At 46.0% G+C, this 18,723-nt stretch carries 18 protein-coding genes; 11 read left to right on the top strand and 7 right to left on the bottom strand.

Annotated elements, in window-relative coordinates:
* Positions 1-92 precede the first annotated feature (92 nt).
* Positions 93-1,664, top strand: a complete 1,572-nt coding sequence (locus Q1A23_RS04935) for a SulP family inorganic anion transporter (RefSeq protein ID WP_299820333.1) — start codon at positions 93-95, stop codon at positions 1,662-1,664.
* Positions 1,665-1,716: 52 nt separating this feature from the next.
* Positions 1,717-2,355: a carbonic anhydrase gene (locus tag Q1A23_RS04940; protein WP_299820336.1), complete on the top strand. Its 639-nt coding sequence runs from the start codon at positions 1,717-1,719 to the stop codon at positions 2,353-2,355.
* A 97-nt stretch (positions 2,356-2,452) separates the two neighbouring features.
* Here the strand turns inward: Q1A23_RS04940 and Q1A23_RS04945 are convergent, their stop codons facing one another.
* The gene (locus Q1A23_RS04945; protein WP_299820339.1) at positions 2,453-3,058 is read right to left on the bottom strand and encodes a porin family protein; all 606 of its coding nucleotides are present in this window, start codon (positions 3,056-3,058) and stop codon (positions 2,453-2,455) included.
* Positions 3,059-3,247: 189 nt separating this feature from the next.
* Entirely contained in the window at positions 3,248-4,345 is a 1,098-nt protein-coding gene (locus Q1A23_RS04950; protein ID WP_299820342.1) for an SWFGD domain-containing protein, read from the bottom strand.
* Positions 4,346-4,863: 518 nt separating this feature from the next.
* On the opposite strand from Q1A23_RS04950, the gene Q1A23_RS04955 reads away from it, so the two are divergent.
* The gene (locus Q1A23_RS04955) at positions 4,864-5,265 is read left to right on the top strand and encodes an Ig-like domain-containing protein (protein ID WP_299820345.1); all 402 of its coding nucleotides are present in this window, start codon (positions 4,864-4,866) and stop codon (positions 5,263-5,265) included.
* A gap of 77 nt (positions 5,266-5,342) precedes the next feature.
* Here the strand turns inward: Q1A23_RS04955 and Q1A23_RS04960 are convergent, their stop codons facing one another.
* Entirely contained in the window at positions 5,343-7,790 is a 2,448-nt protein-coding gene (locus Q1A23_RS04960; protein ID WP_299820348.1) for a type IA DNA topoisomerase, read from the bottom strand.
* A 201-nt stretch (positions 7,791-7,991) separates the two neighbouring features.
* Between Q1A23_RS04960 and Q1A23_RS04965 the strand changes: the two genes are divergently transcribed.
* Together Q1A23_RS04965 and Q1A23_RS04970 are read left to right on the top strand one after the other, a co-directional pair.
* Complete coding sequence (locus Q1A23_RS04965) at positions 7,992-8,210, top strand: DUF2905 domain-containing protein (protein WP_299820351.1); 219 nt, start codon at positions 7,992-7,994, stop codon at positions 8,208-8,210.
* 107 nt (positions 8,211-8,317) lie between these two features.
* The gene (locus tag Q1A23_RS04970) at positions 8,318-9,082 is read left to right on the top strand and encodes a YdcF family protein (protein ID WP_299820354.1); all 765 of its coding nucleotides are present in this window, start codon (positions 8,318-8,320) and stop codon (positions 9,080-9,082) included.
* 89 nt (positions 9,083-9,171) lie between these two features.
* On the opposite strand, the gene Q1A23_RS04975 is transcribed toward Q1A23_RS04970, so the two are convergent.
* The gene (locus Q1A23_RS04975; protein ID WP_299820357.1) at positions 9,172-10,536 is read right to left on the bottom strand and encodes an NAD-dependent succinate-semialdehyde dehydrogenase; all 1,365 of its coding nucleotides are present in this window, start codon (positions 10,534-10,536) and stop codon (positions 9,172-9,174) included.
* A gap of 269 nt (positions 10,537-10,805) precedes the next feature.
* On the opposite strand from Q1A23_RS04975, the gene Q1A23_RS04980 reads away from it, so the two are divergent.
* The 4 genes from Q1A23_RS04980 to Q1A23_RS04995 are packed head-to-tail and all read left to right on the top strand — an operon-like array spanning position 10,806 to position 13,339.
* Positions 10,806-11,141, top strand: coding sequence for an arsenosugar biosynthesis-associated peroxidase-like protein (locus Q1A23_RS04980; RefSeq protein ID WP_299820360.1), 336 nt, complete (start codon positions 10,806-10,808; stop codon positions 11,139-11,141).
* A gap of 3 nt (positions 11,142-11,144) precedes the next feature.
* Positions 11,145-12,212 (top strand): arsenosugar biosynthesis radical SAM (seleno)protein ArsS, encoded by a 1,068-nt coding sequence (arsS, locus tag Q1A23_RS04985; RefSeq protein ID WP_299820363.1) that lies wholly within the window; start codon positions 11,145-11,147, stop codon positions 12,210-12,212.
* A 10-nt stretch (positions 12,213-12,222) separates the two neighbouring features.
* Complete coding sequence (locus Q1A23_RS04990; RefSeq protein ID WP_299820366.1) at positions 12,223-12,738, top strand: rhodanese-like domain-containing protein; 516 nt, start codon at positions 12,223-12,225, stop codon at positions 12,736-12,738.
* On the top strand, positions 12,731-13,339 hold the full coding sequence (locus tag Q1A23_RS04995; protein WP_299820369.1) for a TIGR04282 family arsenosugar biosynthesis glycosyltransferase: 609 nt from the start codon (positions 12,731-12,733) through the stop codon (positions 13,337-13,339). The genes Q1A23_RS04990 and Q1A23_RS04995 overlap by 8 nt, the downstream gene beginning before the upstream one ends.
* A 20-nt stretch (positions 13,340-13,359) precedes the next feature.
* Here the strand turns inward: Q1A23_RS04995 and Q1A23_RS05000 are convergent, their stop codons facing one another.
* On the bottom strand, positions 13,360-14,514 hold the full coding sequence (locus Q1A23_RS05000; RefSeq protein WP_299820372.1) for a L,D-transpeptidase family protein: 1,155 nt from the start codon (positions 14,512-14,514) through the stop codon (positions 13,360-13,362).
* 157 nt (positions 14,515-14,671) lie between these two features.
* Here Q1A23_RS05000 and Q1A23_RS05005 point away from each other — a divergent pair, with 157 nt between their 5' ends.
* Together Q1A23_RS05005 and Q1A23_RS05010 are read left to right on the top strand one after the other, a co-directional pair.
* Complete coding sequence (locus tag Q1A23_RS05005) at positions 14,672-15,580, top strand: hypothetical protein (protein WP_299820375.1); 909 nt, start codon at positions 14,672-14,674, stop codon at positions 15,578-15,580.
* A gap of 55 nt (positions 15,581-15,635) precedes the next feature.
* Positions 15,636-16,319, top strand: coding sequence for a DUF2461 domain-containing protein (locus tag Q1A23_RS05010; RefSeq protein ID WP_299820378.1), 684 nt, complete (start codon positions 15,636-15,638; stop codon positions 16,317-16,319).
* 80 nt (positions 16,320-16,399) lie between these two features.
* Here the strand turns inward: Q1A23_RS05010 and Q1A23_RS05015 are convergent, their stop codons facing one another.
* Positions 16,400-17,197: a pseudouridylate synthase gene (locus Q1A23_RS05015; protein ID WP_299820381.1), complete on the bottom strand. Its 798-nt coding sequence runs from the start codon at positions 17,195-17,197 to the stop codon at positions 16,400-16,402.
* 193 nt (positions 17,198-17,390) lie between these two features.
* Positions 17,391-18,722, bottom strand: a complete 1,332-nt coding sequence (locus tag Q1A23_RS05020) for a hypothetical protein (protein ID WP_299820384.1) — start codon at positions 18,720-18,722, stop codon at positions 17,391-17,393.
* Between the last annotated feature and the right edge of the window lies 1 nt (position 18,723).

The raw sequence follows: 18,723 nt of genomic DNA on the forward strand, positions 1-18,723 counted from the left end.
CCCAGCGTAGGTTTGTACTAAATTAACAAAAGGTGCGTGTTGTGCTTCCTCACCGCAGCACACATCCTTTATATAAGAGTACAAACAAACGTATGAAATCAGAAGAAAGAAGTTCTAATTACTTTGCCACTTTAGGAAAAGATTTGCCGGCAGGTCTTGTCGTGTTTTTAGTGGCTTTGCCCTTGTGCCTTGGTATTTCGCTGGCATCTGGTGCACCGCTTTTTGCAGGAATTATCACAGGTATAGTTGGTGGTGTTGTCGTGGCCTGGCTTAGTGGTTCTCAGCTTAGCGTGAGTGGCCCTGCTGCTGGCTTAACGGTTATTGTACTTAACGGTATCGAGACCCTGCAAACTTTTGAGGGTTTTTTAATGGCGGTAGTGCTGGCGGGTGTGTTCCAGTTATTCCTGGGCTTTTTTAAAGCGGGGGTTATCGGTTTATACTTTCCTTCTTCTGTTATTAAAGGGATGTTGGCCGCCATCGGACTCATACTTATACTTAAGCAGATACCGCACTTTATGGGTGCCGACGAAGATTTCTTCGGCGAAATGACCTTCTTTCAGCCTGATGGCAGAACAACTTTTTCAGAGATCGGTTATGCTTTTTCTGCCATAAACGTAGGGGCGCTTATAGTAGGAGCCATATCCCTGATCATACTTATAGCCTGGGACTCTGCATTGCTTAAGCGCTTTAAATTTTTTAAGCTTGTTCCGGGTGCCCTTATCGTTGTAGTTGTATCCATTGCTTTAAACGAGCTTTTTAAAAGTGTTGCCCCTGGTTTGGCTATTTCTGCCACACATCTGGTTTCGTTGCCAAGCATCAGCAGTATAACTGATTTCGGCAATGAGCTTCGCCTACCGGACTTTGGTATCCTGACTAATCCACAAGTATATGTGGTGGCTATCACAATTGCCATTGTTGCCAGCCTTGAAACACTATTAAGCGTAGAGGCCGTTGATAAGCTGGACCCGCACAAACGACGCACGCCAAATAACCGTGAGTTAAAGGCACAGGGGGTAGGTAACATCATTAGTGGTTTTATAGGGGGCTTACCTATGACAGCTGTTATCGTACGTAGCTCCGCAAACATTGCAGCGGGAGGCGAAACAAAAATGTCAGCATTTATACATGGTTTGCTACTGCTTTTGTCGGTGTTGTTCCTATCAAACTATCTTAACCTGATTCCGCTTTCGGCCTTGGCTGCTGTGCTGCTTATGGTTGGCTTTAAGCTTACAAAACCAAGCCTTTACAAATCTCAGCTAAAGATCGGCTCTGACCAGTTCATTCCCTTCATCGTCACTATCCTGGCTATTTTGTTTACTGACCTGCTTGTAGGTATCTGCGTTGGTTTGGCTGTTGGTATTTTCTACATCCTGAAAGCCAATTACAAATCGCCATACTTTTACCAGAAAGAGGAGCAGACTGACAAGGAGATTATCCGGATTAAATTAAGTGAGCACGTGTCGTTTCTTAACAAAGCCAGCATTGTGCTTACACTTGAGCATCTGCCTAAAAACAGCCATGTGATTATTGACGGAGAAAACTCAGAGTATATTGATTACGATGTGCTGGAGTCGATACAGGCCTTCAAGAAAACCGCGCATGAGCGGAACATTAAAGTGGATATACTGAATGTGCCAGAGGTGCCTGTAATGGATATGCACTAATCCCCTACATCAACAGCTAACTATAGATAAGATTAAGATACAGAAAACACATATGGAGAAAATATTTGAGAATAATAAGAAATGGGTTGCCGATAAGCTTGCTGAGGATAGAGACTATTTTACAAAGCTTGCCATGGGGCAGAAACCGCGTTACCTCTACATCGGTTGCTCAGACAGCCGTGTGCCTGTAAACGAAATTACGGGTACAGGGCCAGGCGAAATATTTGTGCACCGCAACATCGCCAACATGGTAGTGCACACCGACATGAACTTGTTATCGGTGCTACAGTATGCCGTAGAGGTGCTCAAAGTAAAGGACATTATTATCTGCGGCCACTATGGTTGTGGTGGTGTGGCTGCGGCGGCAAGCAGCAACCAGTTTGGCTTGATCGATAACTGGCTCCGCAACATTAAAGATGTTATTCGCCTGCACGATGGTGAGCTGCAGCAGATTGAAGACGAAGAGCAGCGTTTGCGCCGCCTTGTTGAGTTGAATATTATTGAGCAGGTTATTAACCTCTCCAAAACGACTATCATCCAGAATGCCATGGCGTCAGATAACCCGCCAAACCTTTACGGCCTGGTATATGATATCAGCGAAGGCTTGCTAAGAGACCTTAAGGTAGATGTGAAAACGCTATCGCGCTATGAGCATATCTATGGCATGAAAACGGAAGAAACCGTTGCTTAACCACCTTGTAAAATTTCATTAGTGCTGTTTGTTTTAACCAAAAAAAGCCCCTGCTTGCAGGGGCTTTTTTTGTTAATGTGCCAGAGATACTGTGCCTTTAAAACAGCAGGTAGCTTAGCATCAGGTTAAAAGATGAGTTGCGTCGTTCTCTTCCAACTAGTGCACCTTCATCGTCGATTTTCTTTAAGCCGCCATTGTAGCGCAACTCTATGCCAATGCCGTTATTTGCTCTAAAGCCAATACCAGCCACGTAGCTGAAATCTACAGTATATGGGTTGTCGGTGATATCGGTTTCTACAGTAGTGGTTGTGCTGCTGGTGTTAACTTCTCTTTTCTGCTTTGCTTTTGCGATAAAAGATGCCTGTGGGCCCAGGTCTATAAACATGCCGCCTGCAGACAGGTGCAGCATAACTGGAACATCCACGTAGTTCAGTCTGTAAATGTCGTTTACCTCTGTGCTTCCGGTCTTGTTTTCAATTTTTGCGCCTTTAGAAGTATAAAGCGCCTCCACCTGCACACCAACAAGGTCGGTAATGTGCTGCTGCAGCATTACACCAGCAGTATAACCCAGCCTATAATCGTAGTTGTCTGCGTCTTTGCCTTTAAATGTGGCATAAGTTGCTCCTGCCTTAACGCCTAATTGCTGACTGAAGCCAGAAAAGCTTACAAAAGCAAGCGCAACAAAAAGTAAGATTCTCTTCATAAAAAGTAAATGATAACTAAAAGGGTTTTGATGATTCTGCAAATGTAGGAAAAGCTGCTTGTATCAGAATCATTTAAACACAAAAAACCCTGTTGCAAGCGCAACAGGGTTTTCCTGTGGAGTTACATCCACTATCCTAAGGTAAATTACCAGAGGTAACCATATGAAAACGGTTGCCTGAAGGTGTTTCTACCACTCATAGTCTCTTCTCGAAGATGATCCGTAAGAGTAGGGAGGTCCGCTATAGGAGTTTCCCTGTGATGAGGAGCTTCTCCCATACCGGTTGTAATCGCTGTCGCCACTACGATCCTGCATTTCATCCATTCTTCTTCTGCGCTCTGCTTCATCATCGCCAAACCATGATTTTATTTCGTCGCCTGCACGCTCAAAGAACCCTCGGTCATGCTGGTCTCTGTCGTAGTCTGAGTTATAGCGGTCTCTGCCATACGATGAAGACGAACCATAGTTTGACGAGCCCGATCCATAGTTAGATGAACCGGAGCCGTAGCCTGAGCTGCCGTATCCAGAGGAGCCAGAGCCGTAATTGGACGATCCCGATCCATAGTTTGATCCGGAACCATAATTAGAGGATCCTGATCCGTAACCTGAGCTGCCGTATCCGCCATAACTAGATGATCCTGAGCCATAACCGGACATGCCAGATCTTCCGTAATTAGATGATCCAGAACCATAATTAGACATACCCGAACCACCATAGTTTGATGATCCTGAGCTATAGCCTGAACCATAGTTGCTTGAGCTGCGGTTTCTGTAATCATCACGATCGTTATCGTCTGTTGCTCTGTCCCAGGCGTTTGATACACGATTCTTAGTTCGGTCCCATGCATTTTCTATGCGGTCACCGGCGCGGTCCCAGCTGCTGTCGCTGCCATGGCGGTTTCTGTCGGAGTTGCTGCTGCCGTAGTTAGTAGAGCCGTAGTTTCCTGACGAGCCATAGTTTGAAGAGCCCGATCCATAATTAGAAGATCCAGAGCCGTAGCCTGAGCTGCCGTATCCGGAAGAACCGGAGCCGTAGTTAGATGACCCTGATCCGTAATTAGATGATCCTGCGGAACGGCCGTAGGTAGATGAATTACCATAGCCAGAGTTTGAATAGGCATCTCTGCCTGAGCCTAACTCTCCTGATCTATAATTAGAGCTACCGTAACTACGGTTGCGTGGTGAGCTGTCAAAGTCACTTGATGAATAGTTTCTGCCTGCACTTCTTGATTCAGACCTGTAGTTGTCGTTGTACGGGTTGTAGCCCGAGTTCTCATAGCTTCTCATAGTTGTTCTTTTTGTGTTAAGTGAAAAGTCATTTTCCCGTAGCAAAAAATAAGCTACGACGTGTTTTTTTACGACGTTGCTTGTGTTTAGTTATCAATGCCTTACTTAACTTCTTGATTTTAAAAAAAGCTTTTAACGAGCAGCAGCGCCTGGTAATTAGCAAATTTTACCTTTTTAGGTTTTAAACTGCATGCTTGCGCTTGCTACGCTATTATATTAATAGATAGGATTTGCACTTTAAGGCTTTTATGATAACTCAGATTATATAACAGCATTAAGCCAAAGAAAGCGTGGTTTCAATGTAAATCTTGTTTTGAATGAACTTATATTGCATTATATTTGATTGGATAATATTCTGGAATTGTAATGATTTAAGCTTTAGGTTATTTTTATTTGCTTAAATAACTGTAAGTTTACATTTGCAGCTCAAGCTCAAAAACGGGATAATCCTGAGAGGTCCGCTGTTAAAGGATCGAAGACAGCCCAAAAGATTACGAATAAACTTTTAGCCAAATACAATGAAACTGAAAACAATGCTGGTATCTGTGGTAGCCGTTAGTATGCTTACCGCATGTGAGGATCTTTTTGAGGACGGAAGCTTACAGCCAGATGGATCTAAGCCAAGCCTTACGATTAATAATCCATCAAACAACCAGACAATTAATACGTCACAGGGGCTTCGCCTAAGCGTTACAGCTGTAGACAAAGATCTGGTTAAAGACATTGAGTTTACAGTTAGCGGATTGAATTCAGAAACGGTACTGTTTAAGTTTAAGAAATTCCCGGAAAGAAACGTGATCGACTTTGATACAACAGTTGCGATAAGTGGCATAACGCCGGGTGTGTATAAACTGCAGGTATCTGCAACAGATAAGCGCACAAACCTAGAGCAGCAGGAAGTAAAATTTACTGTAAAGTAAATCTAACGTATAGATGGAACAGAAAAAGGGGTACCGCGAGGCGCCCCTTTTCTGTTTTAATGCGAGTCGGTCATACTTTAAAATTGGTACACCACCTGCCATTGCTCGTTAAAGCTGAGTGCGGCATCAAAAGGCTCACCGGTCTTCTCTGAAATAAAGCCTTTTATCTTGGCAGTCTTTCCTTTAAGAAGTAATGTCCCGATTTGTTTCTCGTTTAATTTTTTGCCTCCTTTTTCAAAAGGTATAATCAGGTGGCAGCCTTCTTTAAACCTGCTGCATCCGTAGGCTGCTTTGCCTTTAAGCAACTTGCCCTGCTTGCAGCGTGGGCATTGAGCAAAAGGATCAACGTCGGCTGCTTTCGCCACTTTTTCCAGTACAAGCTGGTGGTCGCTATTCAATGTAAGTATGGCATCAAAGCTCTCTCCCGCGTCATCTTTAAAGCTTTTTACCACAGGCGTTTTGCCTTTGCTTAGTAGTGCCTGCACTTGCTTTTCGGTAAATTCTTTGCCCTGTTGAGCAATAGGAATCAGAAAACGGCAGCCTTCTTTGAAGCGGATGCATCCGTAGGCTTTAGAGCCTTTAACTATGTGCCCTTCTTTACAGGCAGGGCAGTCGCCTAGGCCCTTTACAGGTGCCTGTTCTTTTTTTGCGGAGCTGGTGGCTGCTTTTTTCTTGGCAGGAGCTGGTTTGGCCTCTTCCTGGGTTGGCTCTAAGGTTACAGTTGCCTTATCATACTTTACTTCCTGCACCAGGCTAATCACAAAGTCCTGCAGCTCTTTTAAAAAATCCTCTGCCTTAAACTCTCCACCTTCTATCTGGCGCAGTTTACGCTCCCATTGCCCGGTCATCTCCGCCGATTTCAGGGTTTGGTTGCGTATAACGCCAATCAGGTCGATGCCCATTTGGGTAGGAATGATCTTCTTTTTTTCTTTGCGGATATACTGGCGCTTAAAGAGTGTTTCAATGATGGCAGCACGGGTGGAAGGCCTGCCGATGCCATTTTCCTTCAGCGCCTCCTTCAGTTCATCGTTATCAACCTGTCTGCCGGCAGTTTCCATAGCGCGCAGCAAGGTAGCTTCGGTATATTCTTTCGGCGGGTTGGTCATTTTTTTATCCAGCAGCGGCTCGTGCGGTCCGTGTTCGCCTTTATCGAAGTGCGGTAAAACGCCTGTGGCTTCGTCTTCTTCTTTATTTTCACCTTCTTTGCCGGTAGGCGCCTCAGATGACTTTACATCTTCGGCACCGTACAGTACACGCCAGCCCGGCTCCAGAATCTGCTTGCCTCTCACTCTAAAAGAATATCCCGCAGACTCTGCCATTACCGTAGTGTTGCTCACGATACAATCCGGGTAAAAGGCAGCTAAAAAGCGGCGGGTAATGATGTCGTATACATCAGCCTCGCGGCCATAAAGGCCACTTGCAGCGGCGCCAGTAGGTATAATGGCGTGGTGGTCGGTTACTTTATTGTTGTTAAATACCTTCTTCGTTTTCCTGATTTTACTTTGCAGCAGCGGTTCCACCTCTTGCCTATAATTGCTCAGCCCCTGTAGTATACCCGGAATCTTCGGGTAAATATCATCTGGTAAGAAAGTGGTATCTACACGCGGGTAAGAAACAACTTTTTTCTCATAAAGGCTTTGCACCGTTTTCAGCGTCTCGTCGGCAGATATGCTTAACTTGTTGTTGCACTCTATCTGAAGCGATGTCAGGTCGAAAAGCCTGGGAGATGATTCGGTTCCTCTTTTGGTTTCTACATCGGTAATAGTCAGCTCTGCCTCTTTTATCGCCTCCATTATTTTCTGGGCTTCTTCCTCTTTCTGGAAACGGCCGTTGGTGCTAGAAAATACTGTGTCGCGGTAAACAGTTTTAAGCTCCCAGAATGGCTGCGGCACAAAATTGGCAATTTCGTGGTGGCGGTTTACGATCATGGCCAGGGTAGGAGTCTGTACCCTGCCTATGGAAAGCGTCTGGCGGCTGCCGTTGGCATACTTCAGCGTAAATAAACGTGTTGCATTAAGGCCCAGCAACCAGTCGCCGATGGCGCGGCTTTTGCCTGCCTGGTAAAGCGAGTCGAAATCGGAGCCTGGTTTAAGCTGCGAGAAGCCCTGGCGTATGGCATCTTCGGTGAGTGAGGAAATCCAGAGGCGCTTAAATGGTTTTTTATACTTGGCTTCTGTTAATACCCAACGCTGTATAACTTCTCCTTCCTGGCCGGCATCACCGCAGTTTATCACTTCCTCCGCTTTATCCAGTAACTGTTGTATAATCTTAAACTGCTTCTGCACCCCAGAATCCTTCATCAGCTTAATGCCGTACCGCTCTGGCAGCATGGGTAAGTCGTAAAGGCTCCAGCGCTTCCATTCAGGGCGGTAATCATCAGGCTCGCGCAGAGTGCAAAAGTGGCCGAAGGTCCAGGTTACCTGATAGCCGTTGCCTTCATAGTAACCGTCTTTTTTGGTTTTAGCACCAATTACCATGGCAATTTCGCGGGCTACACTCGGTTTCTCAGCAATACAAACTTTCAAGTGAATTTGGGTTTTAGTAAACGTAACAGCTGTCAAATTTAACGTTTTCAGGCGGTAAATCCGAGAGATTTGTACATGCTTTCAAGGCTGCCTGTGCCTTTTTAAAACTAATACTGACTAACCTTGATGATAAGACGCAAAGGAAGTATGAATTGAATCTTGAGATGCGTTTTTGGAGTAAAAAGTATAAATTACATGCATATGCAGGCAGGAAAAGTAATTATAATAATAGGCGTTGTTGTGGTGCTAATCGGGCTGGTGGTATGGCTGGCAGGCGATAAGTTTAGCTGGTTCGGGAATTTGCCCGGTGATATTCGGGTGGAGCGGAAGAATATGCGCTTTTATGCTCCTATTACAAGTATGATCCTCTTAAGTATACTGCTGTCCCTGGTTTTATGGGTGATCCGGAAATTCTTCTGATGCAGATTTGCTGGCAGGCCATACTTATCTTTAAGGCTTTAAGTATATTTGGCCCTTCGGTTGCTTTGTGGCCGTAGCTGTAAAATTGTTCCTCAGTAATATCCTGCATGTTTTTTATACTTTCTAAAACCCTTCAATACCTGCTGATGCCCGTTATCTGGGTAATTGTGCTGTTGCTGTTAGCAGTATTTCTCAAGTCTCAGAAGTGGAAGCGTTTAACATTGCTGACATCGGTGGGGTTGCTACTCTTCTTCTCCAACCCGTTTATATCGAATGAAGTATGGCGTGCCTGGGAAGTTAAGGCAATGCCTATAAAAAATGTGGGTGATTATGATGTGGCGGTTATACTTACGGGAGTTACCTCTTACCGTGAAGATGTACCGGACAGAATTCATACTTCTAAAGGTGCGGATCGTTTTCTGCACCCTTTACACCTTTACCGCATGGGCAAAATAGACAAAATACTGATTACCGGTGGTAGCGGATTTGTATTGGAAAACAGGATACCGGAAGCAGAGCAGATTGAGAAAATACTGCTGATGGCCGGAGTGGCAGAAGAAGATATCATAACAGAGAGCAACAGCCGCAACACCCGCGAAAATGCCGTTAATACAGCAGCGCTTTTAGAAAAGCACCCTCAGTTTAAAAAGGTGTTACTCGTTACGTCTGCATTTCATATGAGGCGCTCAGCAGCTTGTTTCGAGAAAGCAGGAGTAAACGCTGATAGTTTTCCCACGGACTTTTACTCCTACGAGCGCCGTTATACCCCTGATGAAGTGATTATACCAAGCGCGGAGGCATTTAGCAGGTGGCATTTGCTAATACATGAAATTACTGGTTTTGTAGTTTATAAGCTGCTTGGCTACTGTTAATAATGCCCGCCATTCCGAACAGCGTGTAGTCTCTCGAACTGTTCGGGATGGCAGCAGTAGTCCTTCGTTAACCGACTTGTACAGTAGCTTTAAGCCACCCAAATACTTTTCTGGTTCACGAACTCTCTTATGCCCAGGTAAGACAGCTCACGGCCGTAGCCTGATTTTTTGATGCCGCCAAAAGGCATTTCAGGGGTAGAGGCAACCAGCGCATTTACAAACATAGCACCCGTTTCTACTTTGCGAGCCACACGCAGGCCTCTTTCTTTATCCTGTGTCCAAACGGCGCCACCAAGGCCGAAACGAGAATCATTGGCTATTTTAATTGCTTCGTCTTCATCTTTCACCACCATAACGGCTGCTACAGGCCCAAACATTTCTTCTTCGTAAGCAGGCATGCCGGGCTTTACGTTTTTCAGGATCATTGGCTTAAAATAGGCACTATCGTCTCCGTTGCGGCCACCATCAAGCACTATTTCAGCTCCTTTTTCTACAGATGCTTTCACCTGCTTTTCCAGGTCTTCTGCCAGGTCCTTACGGGCCAGCGGGCCATAATCAGCTTCTTCTGTTAAGGGATTACCTGTTTTAAGGCTACTCATTTTAGTCTTCATCTTCTCCAGAAAAGCATCGGCTATACTTTCTACCACAATAAAACGCTTAGCTGCAATACAACTCTGGCCTGTATTTACCATCCTTGATTTTACTGCAATTTCTGCTGCTTTGTCTAAGTCAGCGTCCTCCAACACTATAAAGGCATCGCTGCCGCCAAGTTCGAGCACAGTCTTCTTTATTTCGCGGCCTGCAATTCCGGCTACCTGGGCACCTGCACCCTCGCTTCCGGTTAAAGTAACTGCCTTTACAATAGGGTTTTCAATTACTGCCTCTACTTCTTTAGAGCCTATCAGCAGCGTCTGAAACACATCTGCCGGGAATCCGGATTCCCGAACGATCTCTTCCATGGCCAAAGCACATTGCGGCACGTTTGAGGCATGTTTCAAAAGGCCCACATTTCCGGCCATAAGGGCAGGAGCCAGAAAACGGTATGCCTGCCAGAAGGGGAAGTTCCAGGGCATAATTGCCAGCACGGCACCAAGTGGCTCGAAGGAAATCATACTTTTAGAGGCATCTGTTTCAATTATTTCGTCCTTCAGGAAATCTGCTGCATTGTCGGCGTAGTAGCGGCAGGCTTTTGCGCATTTCTTAACTTCGGCAATGGCATCTTTCAGGGGTTTGCCCATCTCTAGCGTAATGATTCTGCCATACTTTTCCGCCTCCTGCTCCAGGATGTCGGCCTGCTTGCGCATATACTTTGCACGCTCATCAAAGCTTGTTTCGCGCCAGCTTTTAAAGGCTTTTTCTGCGGCTTCAATTTTAGCTTTAACTTCCGAAGGGCTATCAGCCTTAAATGTTTTGATAATTTCTCCGGTAGCGGGATTTATACTTTCTATGGTCATAGTTTTATACTTGCTTGCGGCTTAAATATACAGTTTTGGTAAACAGTAGTTAATCTTTATGAATTTGTGAAACTGTTTATACTTTATAAACCGGTTTAGTGGTTCAGGGTTTTCAAATCTACGTTTACTATACTATAGATTGACTTAGCTAACATCACAAACTGTAGATAAACAGGTGCAATATTACATTTGCCGGCCCTAAACTTGAACAAATGTCGTATTTTAGGCTTCTACCTTAAACAAAGCTTTCAATTTATACTTCGAAACCTATGGATAGCGCATATTATAACCCCGCAGATCTCCCAAAATTCGGAAACGTTACAGAGTGGCAGCCAGAATTGGGCCGCAAATTCTTTGACTACTACGGTGAGGTTTTTAAAGAAGGAGCCTTAACAGAACGAGAGAAATCGTTGATAGCCCTGGCAGTAGCACATGCGGTGCAATGCCCTTATTGCATTGATGCCTATAGCACCGACTGCCTGCAGAAAGGTGCCGACGAAGCCCAGATGATGGAGGCGGTGCACGTGGCGGTTGCCATAAAAGGAGGAGCTGCGCTGGTGCATGGCGTGCAGATGATGAACAAGGTGAAAGAGGTTAGTATGTAGCCTATGGTGTTTACCACAAAATCTTTAAAGGGCCAGCACCACGAACTGGCCGACCCGTTTTACCAGTTAAACGTGCTGCAACAGCCAAGTAGCCACGGAGATCAGTTTCCGGCATTTGCAGCGCGGCTGCGCGAGCACGACTTGTTTCCGCTTACACCCACCGGCACAACCATACTACAGGTTAACGTAGGCAAAATGTGCAACCAAACCTGCAAGCATTGCCATGTAGATGCAGGCCCGGATCGGAAAGAGATAATGACCCGCGAAACGATGCAGTTGTGCCTCGATGCGCTGCTGCACGCGCCACAGATAACTACAGTAGACTTAACAGGCGGAGCACCAGAGATGAATCCGGACTTCAGGTGGTTTGTGGAGGAGCTTTCTAAGCTGGGGCGGCAGGTAATTGTGCGCTGCAACCTCACGATCATACTTGCAAACAAAAAATATCATAGCCTGCCGGAGTTTTTCAAGGAGCATGGGGTGCACGTTATATCATCGTTGCCATACTTTATGGCCTCCCGCACCGATGCCCAGCGTGGAGATGGTGTTTTTGATAAATCAATTAAAGCGCTGCAAATGCTTAATGCTGTGGGCTACGGAAAAGAGGGGAGCAGCTTTCAGTTGGACCTGGTGTACAATCCGTCGGGGGCTTTTTTGCCAAGCAGCCAGAAGTCGCTGGAGGGGGAGTTTAAGCGAAGGCTAAAAAGCGGCTATAACATCGAGTTCAACAACTTATTCTGCATCACCAACCTTCCTGTTAGTCGTTACCTCGATTACCTGATGCAAAGCGGAAACTACGAGAGCTACATGCACAAACTGATAGAGGCTTTTAACCCAGCAGCCGCAGCTGGCGTAATGTGCCGAAACACCGTATCAGTAGGGTGGGACGGGTACCTTTACGACTGCGACTTTAACCAGATGCTGGACCTGAAAGTTGCCCAAAGTGCACCGCAGCACATTAAAGACTTTAGCCTGGAGGAACTTGATGCGCGGCAAATTATACTTAACCAGCATTGTTACGGCTGCACCGCTGGTGCCGGCTCCAGTTGTGGCGGCGAAACAGTAAAGTAACCAATTTAAAATGACCAAAAAGCTTACCTTCCTGTTTATACTTGCTTACCTTTTCCTGTTAAAAGCCTGTGGCCAAACAAGTGAGAAGGCATATCATGCCATGCTTAAAACGCTGTACTCCAATTCTGTTCCTGTTATAACACCGCAGGTTTTAAAGCAAAAGCTAGATAATGGTAAACAAGAGCTTATACTTTTAGATACCAGAACTGAACGTGAGTATACTGTGAGCCACCTGCCAAACGCAACCTACATTGGGTATGATGATTTTAATTTGAATCAACTTCACCACCTCCCTAAAAACACACCGCTTATAGTATACTGCTCCGTTGGCTACCGCAGCGAAAAGGTTGGCGAAAAGCTGAAGAAGGCAGGCTATACAAACGTATACAACCTGTACGGAGGGCTTTTTGAGTGGGTAAACAAAGGCTATACTATCACCAATGCCAAAGGCCCGACAACTAAAGTGCATGCATACTCCCAGGCCTGGGGTATTTGGCTAAACAAAGGAGAAAAGGTTTATGAGTGATAAAAACTTACTGATGCTGTTTGTGCGCAACCCGGAGTTGGGAAAGGTAAAAACTCGATTGGCAGCCTCTGTTGGTCCTGAGGAAGCGCTGGCCATTTACATGCACCTGCTGCAGCACACCAGGCTGGTTACCGAAAACCTGCCGATGGACAAAGTAGTGTACTACTCCAACGAAATTGACCACCACGACCTTTGGCCCAATAGCAAGTATAAAAAGCAACTGCAGGCAAACGGTGATCTCGGAGAAAAGATGCAGCAAGCTTTTAGGGATGCCTTTGCCCAGGGTTATACTTCCGTTGTGATTATAGGGAGCGATTGCCACCAGCTGACACCTGCTATATTGGAGAAAGCCTTTGAGGCCCTTAAAACGCATGATGTTGTGATTGGCCCTGCCTTAGATGGCGGTTATTACCTGCTGGGTATGAACCACCTGCACCCTGAGCTGTTCCAGGGCAAGCGTTGGAGTACAGAACATGTTTTCCCGGATACCCTTTATGATATAGAAAGACTGCACCTGTCTCATAAGGTACTACCCGAACTCTCTGATGTAGACTATATGGAGGACCTTGATGAAGACTTCTGGCAGCAGACAGAAGAGTAGAGGAATAAGGTTATCTAAGCTTACTCAGCACTTAGCTGCGGCTGTTGATGAAAACCATACATATCTTCCCGGAACTGGACTTGCTCGAATTCATCTACCCAGGCAGTAAAATATACAATGCGCAATGGCAGCGGGTTTTTAACTTTAAGGTAGTGGTTAGGTTTGTTCTGGTTCCAGAGGGCTTTTACTTTTTCCGGAGTGTAGCCAGAGCCCTTTTCAAGTATAAAATCAGCTAACTCAAAAGGCTTTTCCAACCTGATGCAGCCATGGCTGAACGCCCGGTTAGGGTAATCAAATAGTTTTTTCTCTGGCGTGTCGTGCATGTATTGCGGCAGCTTATTGGCGTACAAAAACTTTACATGGCCCAGTTCGTTTTGCTTTCCGGCCAGTTGGTAAATGCGGTAAACATAATTTGAGGCATCTATACTTTGCCAGTTTACGCGCCAGGGGTTTACACGTACCCAACCAGTTGCGCTTTGCTTTTCGAGCACCATTCTCTTCCGGGCCAGGTAACCGGGGTTTCTGCGTAACAAAGGCACAATCTCATTAACGGCTATCGACTTCGGAATGTACCAGTATGGATAAAGCACCAGCATGTCCAGTTCGCTTAAGATAGGATACGTTTTTAGCCCGGGTTTACCAACAATTACCCGCATCTGCAACACAGTTTTACCGCTGTCTACTACCTGTAGCGTATAATCGGGCAGGTTGATAACAATATAGGGTTGCGGAGCTGCAAGATAGGAGCTATCCCAGAGCGAGAGGTTGTGCTGCAGCTGCCAAAGGCGTTGCGTTAGCGGCACGTTTAGGGTAACTACTGTATTTGGCCCAACCACGCCATCAGGGGCAAGGCCATGCCTGGCCTGAAAACGACGTACAGCCTTCTCAAGTGCGGAAGTATACACGCCTTGTAAACCAGCATTTTCAAGGGGCAGATCTCCAGTAAGCACCAGGTTTTCCTGTAGGGCCGTTACATGTTTGCTGGTATCGCCGGGCTTTAGCAGTAAGTCAACAGGAAACGTATTCCAGGCATTGGCCTCTACCATAGTTTGGTAAGTTGTGATAGCAGCCGCCAACCTGTCTTTCACGTATGGTTTTGCCGCATCCGTTATTTGCTGCGCACCTGCTACTGTAGCTATCAATGTATAAAGTAGTAAGTACAGTAAACGTAACATAATGATCTTGTGCGTGTAACCTTCTCTTTTGTACGTGAGCAAGTAGTTCGTGGCACGTTACCGGTTTATTATTTTGATACAAAACTCAGGATGTACTGCTAAGGAGGCATAGAAACAAAAGGACTGCTTTTTCTTTTAATTAGTTTTGTAGGTTTGTATGATAATCAGATACCCGATGCCAAAATACTTTTTACTTTTTTGTTTGCTCTGCTCAGGTATAGCCATAGGTTTAAGCGGCTGCTCCAGCCAGGGCACGAACTTAACCTCTGCCCAATCGCAACAAAAGGATTATAACATACTTCAGGAGTATTTCAACGCGGCCTGGGCAATGGATACGCTTTGGGACGACGGCCTGGCTGAAGTTGCTATATATGATGCTAGCAGAACGGTTTACAACAAAGTGCGCCACTTCGATTATACTATAATTACCGTGAAAGAGGACTTCAATAAAGCACACAATGTTAAAACAGACGACTACACCCGTGATGATCTATTCCCGGTGATGAAGGTGAACGAGTTTGCCCGCATTGAAACAGACAACTACCCGTACCATTACCTTACTTCCGTGTTTGTGCACCGTAGCCGGCCGTGGGCGCTGCATAAGCTAACCGCCTCGTCGCAGGAGTGGTGTGGCAACACGTTTAAAAGTATAACCGATGCGTCTTCCGTTTTCCGGCAGCACTTTAATTCATACTTTGATGGGCAGGGTGAGGGTAGCCGGGAGTTACCAAAGAATATTTTAATTGAAGACCAGCTGCCTTACACGTTGCGCGCGCTTCGCTTCTCTGATACTCTGCAATTTGAGGCAAATGTGCTGGAACTGCAACAGACAAACAAAGCCAGCGAACCTCTAATTTACAAAGCCCATATAGCAAGTATAAAAACACAGGTAAACGGCAAGCCGGCATGGCAGGTAAAGGTGCAGTTAGATAAGGATAAACAGAATATTTATACGTTTGATGCCCGTTACCCAAACCACTTGCTGCAGCAGCAAACCTGGGATGGCCGCACGCTTCAACTTAAAAAGATCAGCCGTTACGCCTACTGGGAGAACCCCGAAATTTAACTTTGATTTATACTTCCTCGTTCTTTAGCTAAAACAAACATAAAAATACAAAAGCATGCCTGCCACCATAGATAAGAGTACACTTGCCTTTTTAGCCGATCTTACCCAAAACAATACCCGCGAGTGGTTTAACGAACACAAGAAACGCTACGAAGAGGCCCGAAAAAATTATATCGGTTTCCTGGACGAGATGCTGGAGCACATGCAGGTTTTCGAACCTGTTGCCCTCAACCAAAGTGGCAAAGACCTCGTGTTCCGGATATACCGCGATGTACGCTTCTCTAATGATAAGCGGCCTTACAAAGACCATTTCGGTGCCTATGTTGCAGAGGGAGGGCGTAAATCCATCAACCCGGGCTATTACTTGCACCTGGCAGGCAACAACAATTCTTTTGTGGCAGGTGGCCTTTGGATGCCCCCTGCCGAGCAACTAAAAGCCGTGCGCCAGGAAATAGATTATAACCTGAATGAGTTTAAAAGTATAGTCGAGGCCGCAGACTTTAAAAAGCGTTTTGGAAATTTGAATGGTGAGCAGCTTAAAACCACGCCAAAGGGCTATGATAAAGAGAACCCCGCTATAGGATACCTGCGCTTTAAAAGCTGGAACGCCACCATGCCGATTAGCGACAAAGTTGTTTTGAGTGCTGGCTTTATGGATGTGGTGATAGATGCCATGAAAGCCCTCAAGCCCCTGAATGATTTCCTGATGCAGCCCCTGAAAGATATGGGGGAAGAGTAAAGTATGATGTGGTTTAACGGATTTGTATTGAGCTTGCAACTTATAAGCAAATCAACAGCTACAAAGTATAACTGGATTCGCTAAACCGGCTTTTCATCCAAAGCCATGGCCTCCAGCATGTGCGCTAGTATGGGTTCGCATTTTTCGTGGCAGGCAGGGTAAAAATGTCCATGCTTCCAAAAGTCGGATTTAGGCGATAAACCCCACCAAAACTCTGCCATAGCCAAAGGCTGCATGTTGTGCTGAAACGCGTAGTGCAGCAACTTTGGGGCTGCACACTCGCCGGCTCCGGCAGGAGGGTTGCTGTTACCCCGAAAAATCTCACGCAGACTTTTTACTACACCAGCCTGGTTCAGGAAATTGTACTGGTCAAATAATTTAGCTTGTAAAGCAATCGAGTTCTTTCTGCGTAGCTCCAGAAGCAGGTCAATCTTCGCTAAATTTTCATCAGACGTAAGCGCTCCAAGGGCTTTAATCTCGTGGTTAATGCGTGATAGTTCTGTCATGCCAATGTTCAGGAAGCTGCCTGCTGTAAGCCCGTCAAAAACGGGCGGAACAAATTTTGCATGGTGGTAGCCACCTGCTAGTTTGCCAGAAAATGCAGCCAGGTATCCTACTTCATTTTGCTGCGTTCTTACTACCAGCACACCAAACATTTTCCCGATTACTGCTCCTGCCTGTCCCGGGGTAAGGCCAAAGTTGTGCTCCCAATCGTTTTGCTCCGTTAGGTATTGCTGCAGTTCAGCTACTGCGCGTAAACTAAGTGGGTGCGGCTCGTATTTAAAGGGATAAGTAAACTTATCTGGTAACGTGTATGCCCTAAGTGCTTCGCCAAATGGAACAAAGAATTGATGCCCGGGGGGTACTGTAGATGTCAATTGTGTGGGTAGTTACTATGCGCAGCAAAACTACGCATTAATAAGCTATAGTTGAACAATCAAGTTGCTATGGCGCGCAAAATTATTATTCGGCCTGTGTTATTTTAAGTATAGTTTGATTTTGCCTCAAGCACACAGGCTACAAAATGTACTGCTAAAGAATGTAAGGGATTTGCCAACAACACAGCATCGGCTATGCTTTTAGATTACTGTGCTTTCTGCGCTGGCGATACAAGTATAGCTCTACCATCACCCACAGAAAAACAAGCATATACTCTAGTGTTACCAACAAAAGATCCTCTTTATAAGGCGTGTGCTGGTAAGTGGCGTAGGTAAGTATGGCTAAACCCGACCATACCACAGCGTACCTGAACTGGCTTAGAACCGTAAGGGCCAGCACCGTGCTGATATACCAGGGATGCACGGTTGTAGCCAGGAACAGGTAAATGGTAAGGGCCACCGCCATATAGCCAGCAAGCCTCCGCACCGAGCCGATGTTTTTAACAGAAGCCAGGGCAAGAATACTCACCAACACTACCCACGAGAGCAATGGCCCGATAACAGCAATCTGGTTGTAGCCGGTAAGTATAAAGCCAAACCAGCGCAGCAGGTAGTAAATGCTGGCATTAAACTCAAACTGCTGAAAGTACAGGTCGATGCTTTGCCATATGTTTTGCAGTAACTGCAGGCTTACCAGCGGGTAAAATAGTAGAACCAGCGTTAGTGCCATAGCAGCAGCAAGCACCGTAAACTTAAGCACCCCAAGCTTTCGGAACAGGAAGGGCAGAAACATGAGCGGAAGCAGCTTGGTGCCTATGGCCAGCCCTAGTGCCACTCCCGTTATGAGTACACGCTGGTACAAAAGCTGGTACAGGGCCACCAGCAGGAAAAAGATCATCAGCGCTTCAAAGTGCAGGTTGCCGGTAAGCTCTAAGATAACGAGTGGGTTCAGGGCGTACAGCAGCAGGTGCTTTTCAGGTAAGGCCATTTTGCGTAACAGGCGCAACAGCAGCAGTATACTTCCAAATTCGGCAAGTATAAGTATAAGCCGCATCACCACCACGCTACCGGTTATACTTGCAAGAGATAACTTAACAGAAAGCCAGAACACCGCTTGTGCCACCGGTGGGTAAACACTAAAGTAATGCTGTGAATTTAAGTTTTGGTAAAGTGCCTCTGTTATGCCGGCAAGCTGTGGCGCATCTGGTTTCACAAAAAAAGAAGGCAACTGCGCGTACGGGTTTATACCTGCGGCCAGCAAGCGCCCATCCCACACAAACCTGAAATAATCATCAGAAAGGGCAGGCGTTGCCATAAGAAACAACAGCCTGAAAAACATGGCAGCAGCTATGCCATGCCACACACTAAACCTATGGTTAATTACATACAGGTAAGCGGCAAACACAAAGGCATACAGCAGCAAAAGCTGCGTAAAGGCTATACGCGGCGTAGCATAAGCCAATGCCAGGTAAGCCACAGCCGAAAGGGCAAGTAACGTATAAGCAGCTATATTGCTTTTCGTCATA

The organism is uncultured Pontibacter sp. (genome assembly GCF_947492645.1).
Taxonomy (GTDB): Bacteria; Bacteroidota; Bacteroidia; order Cytophagales; family Hymenobacteraceae; genus Pontibacter.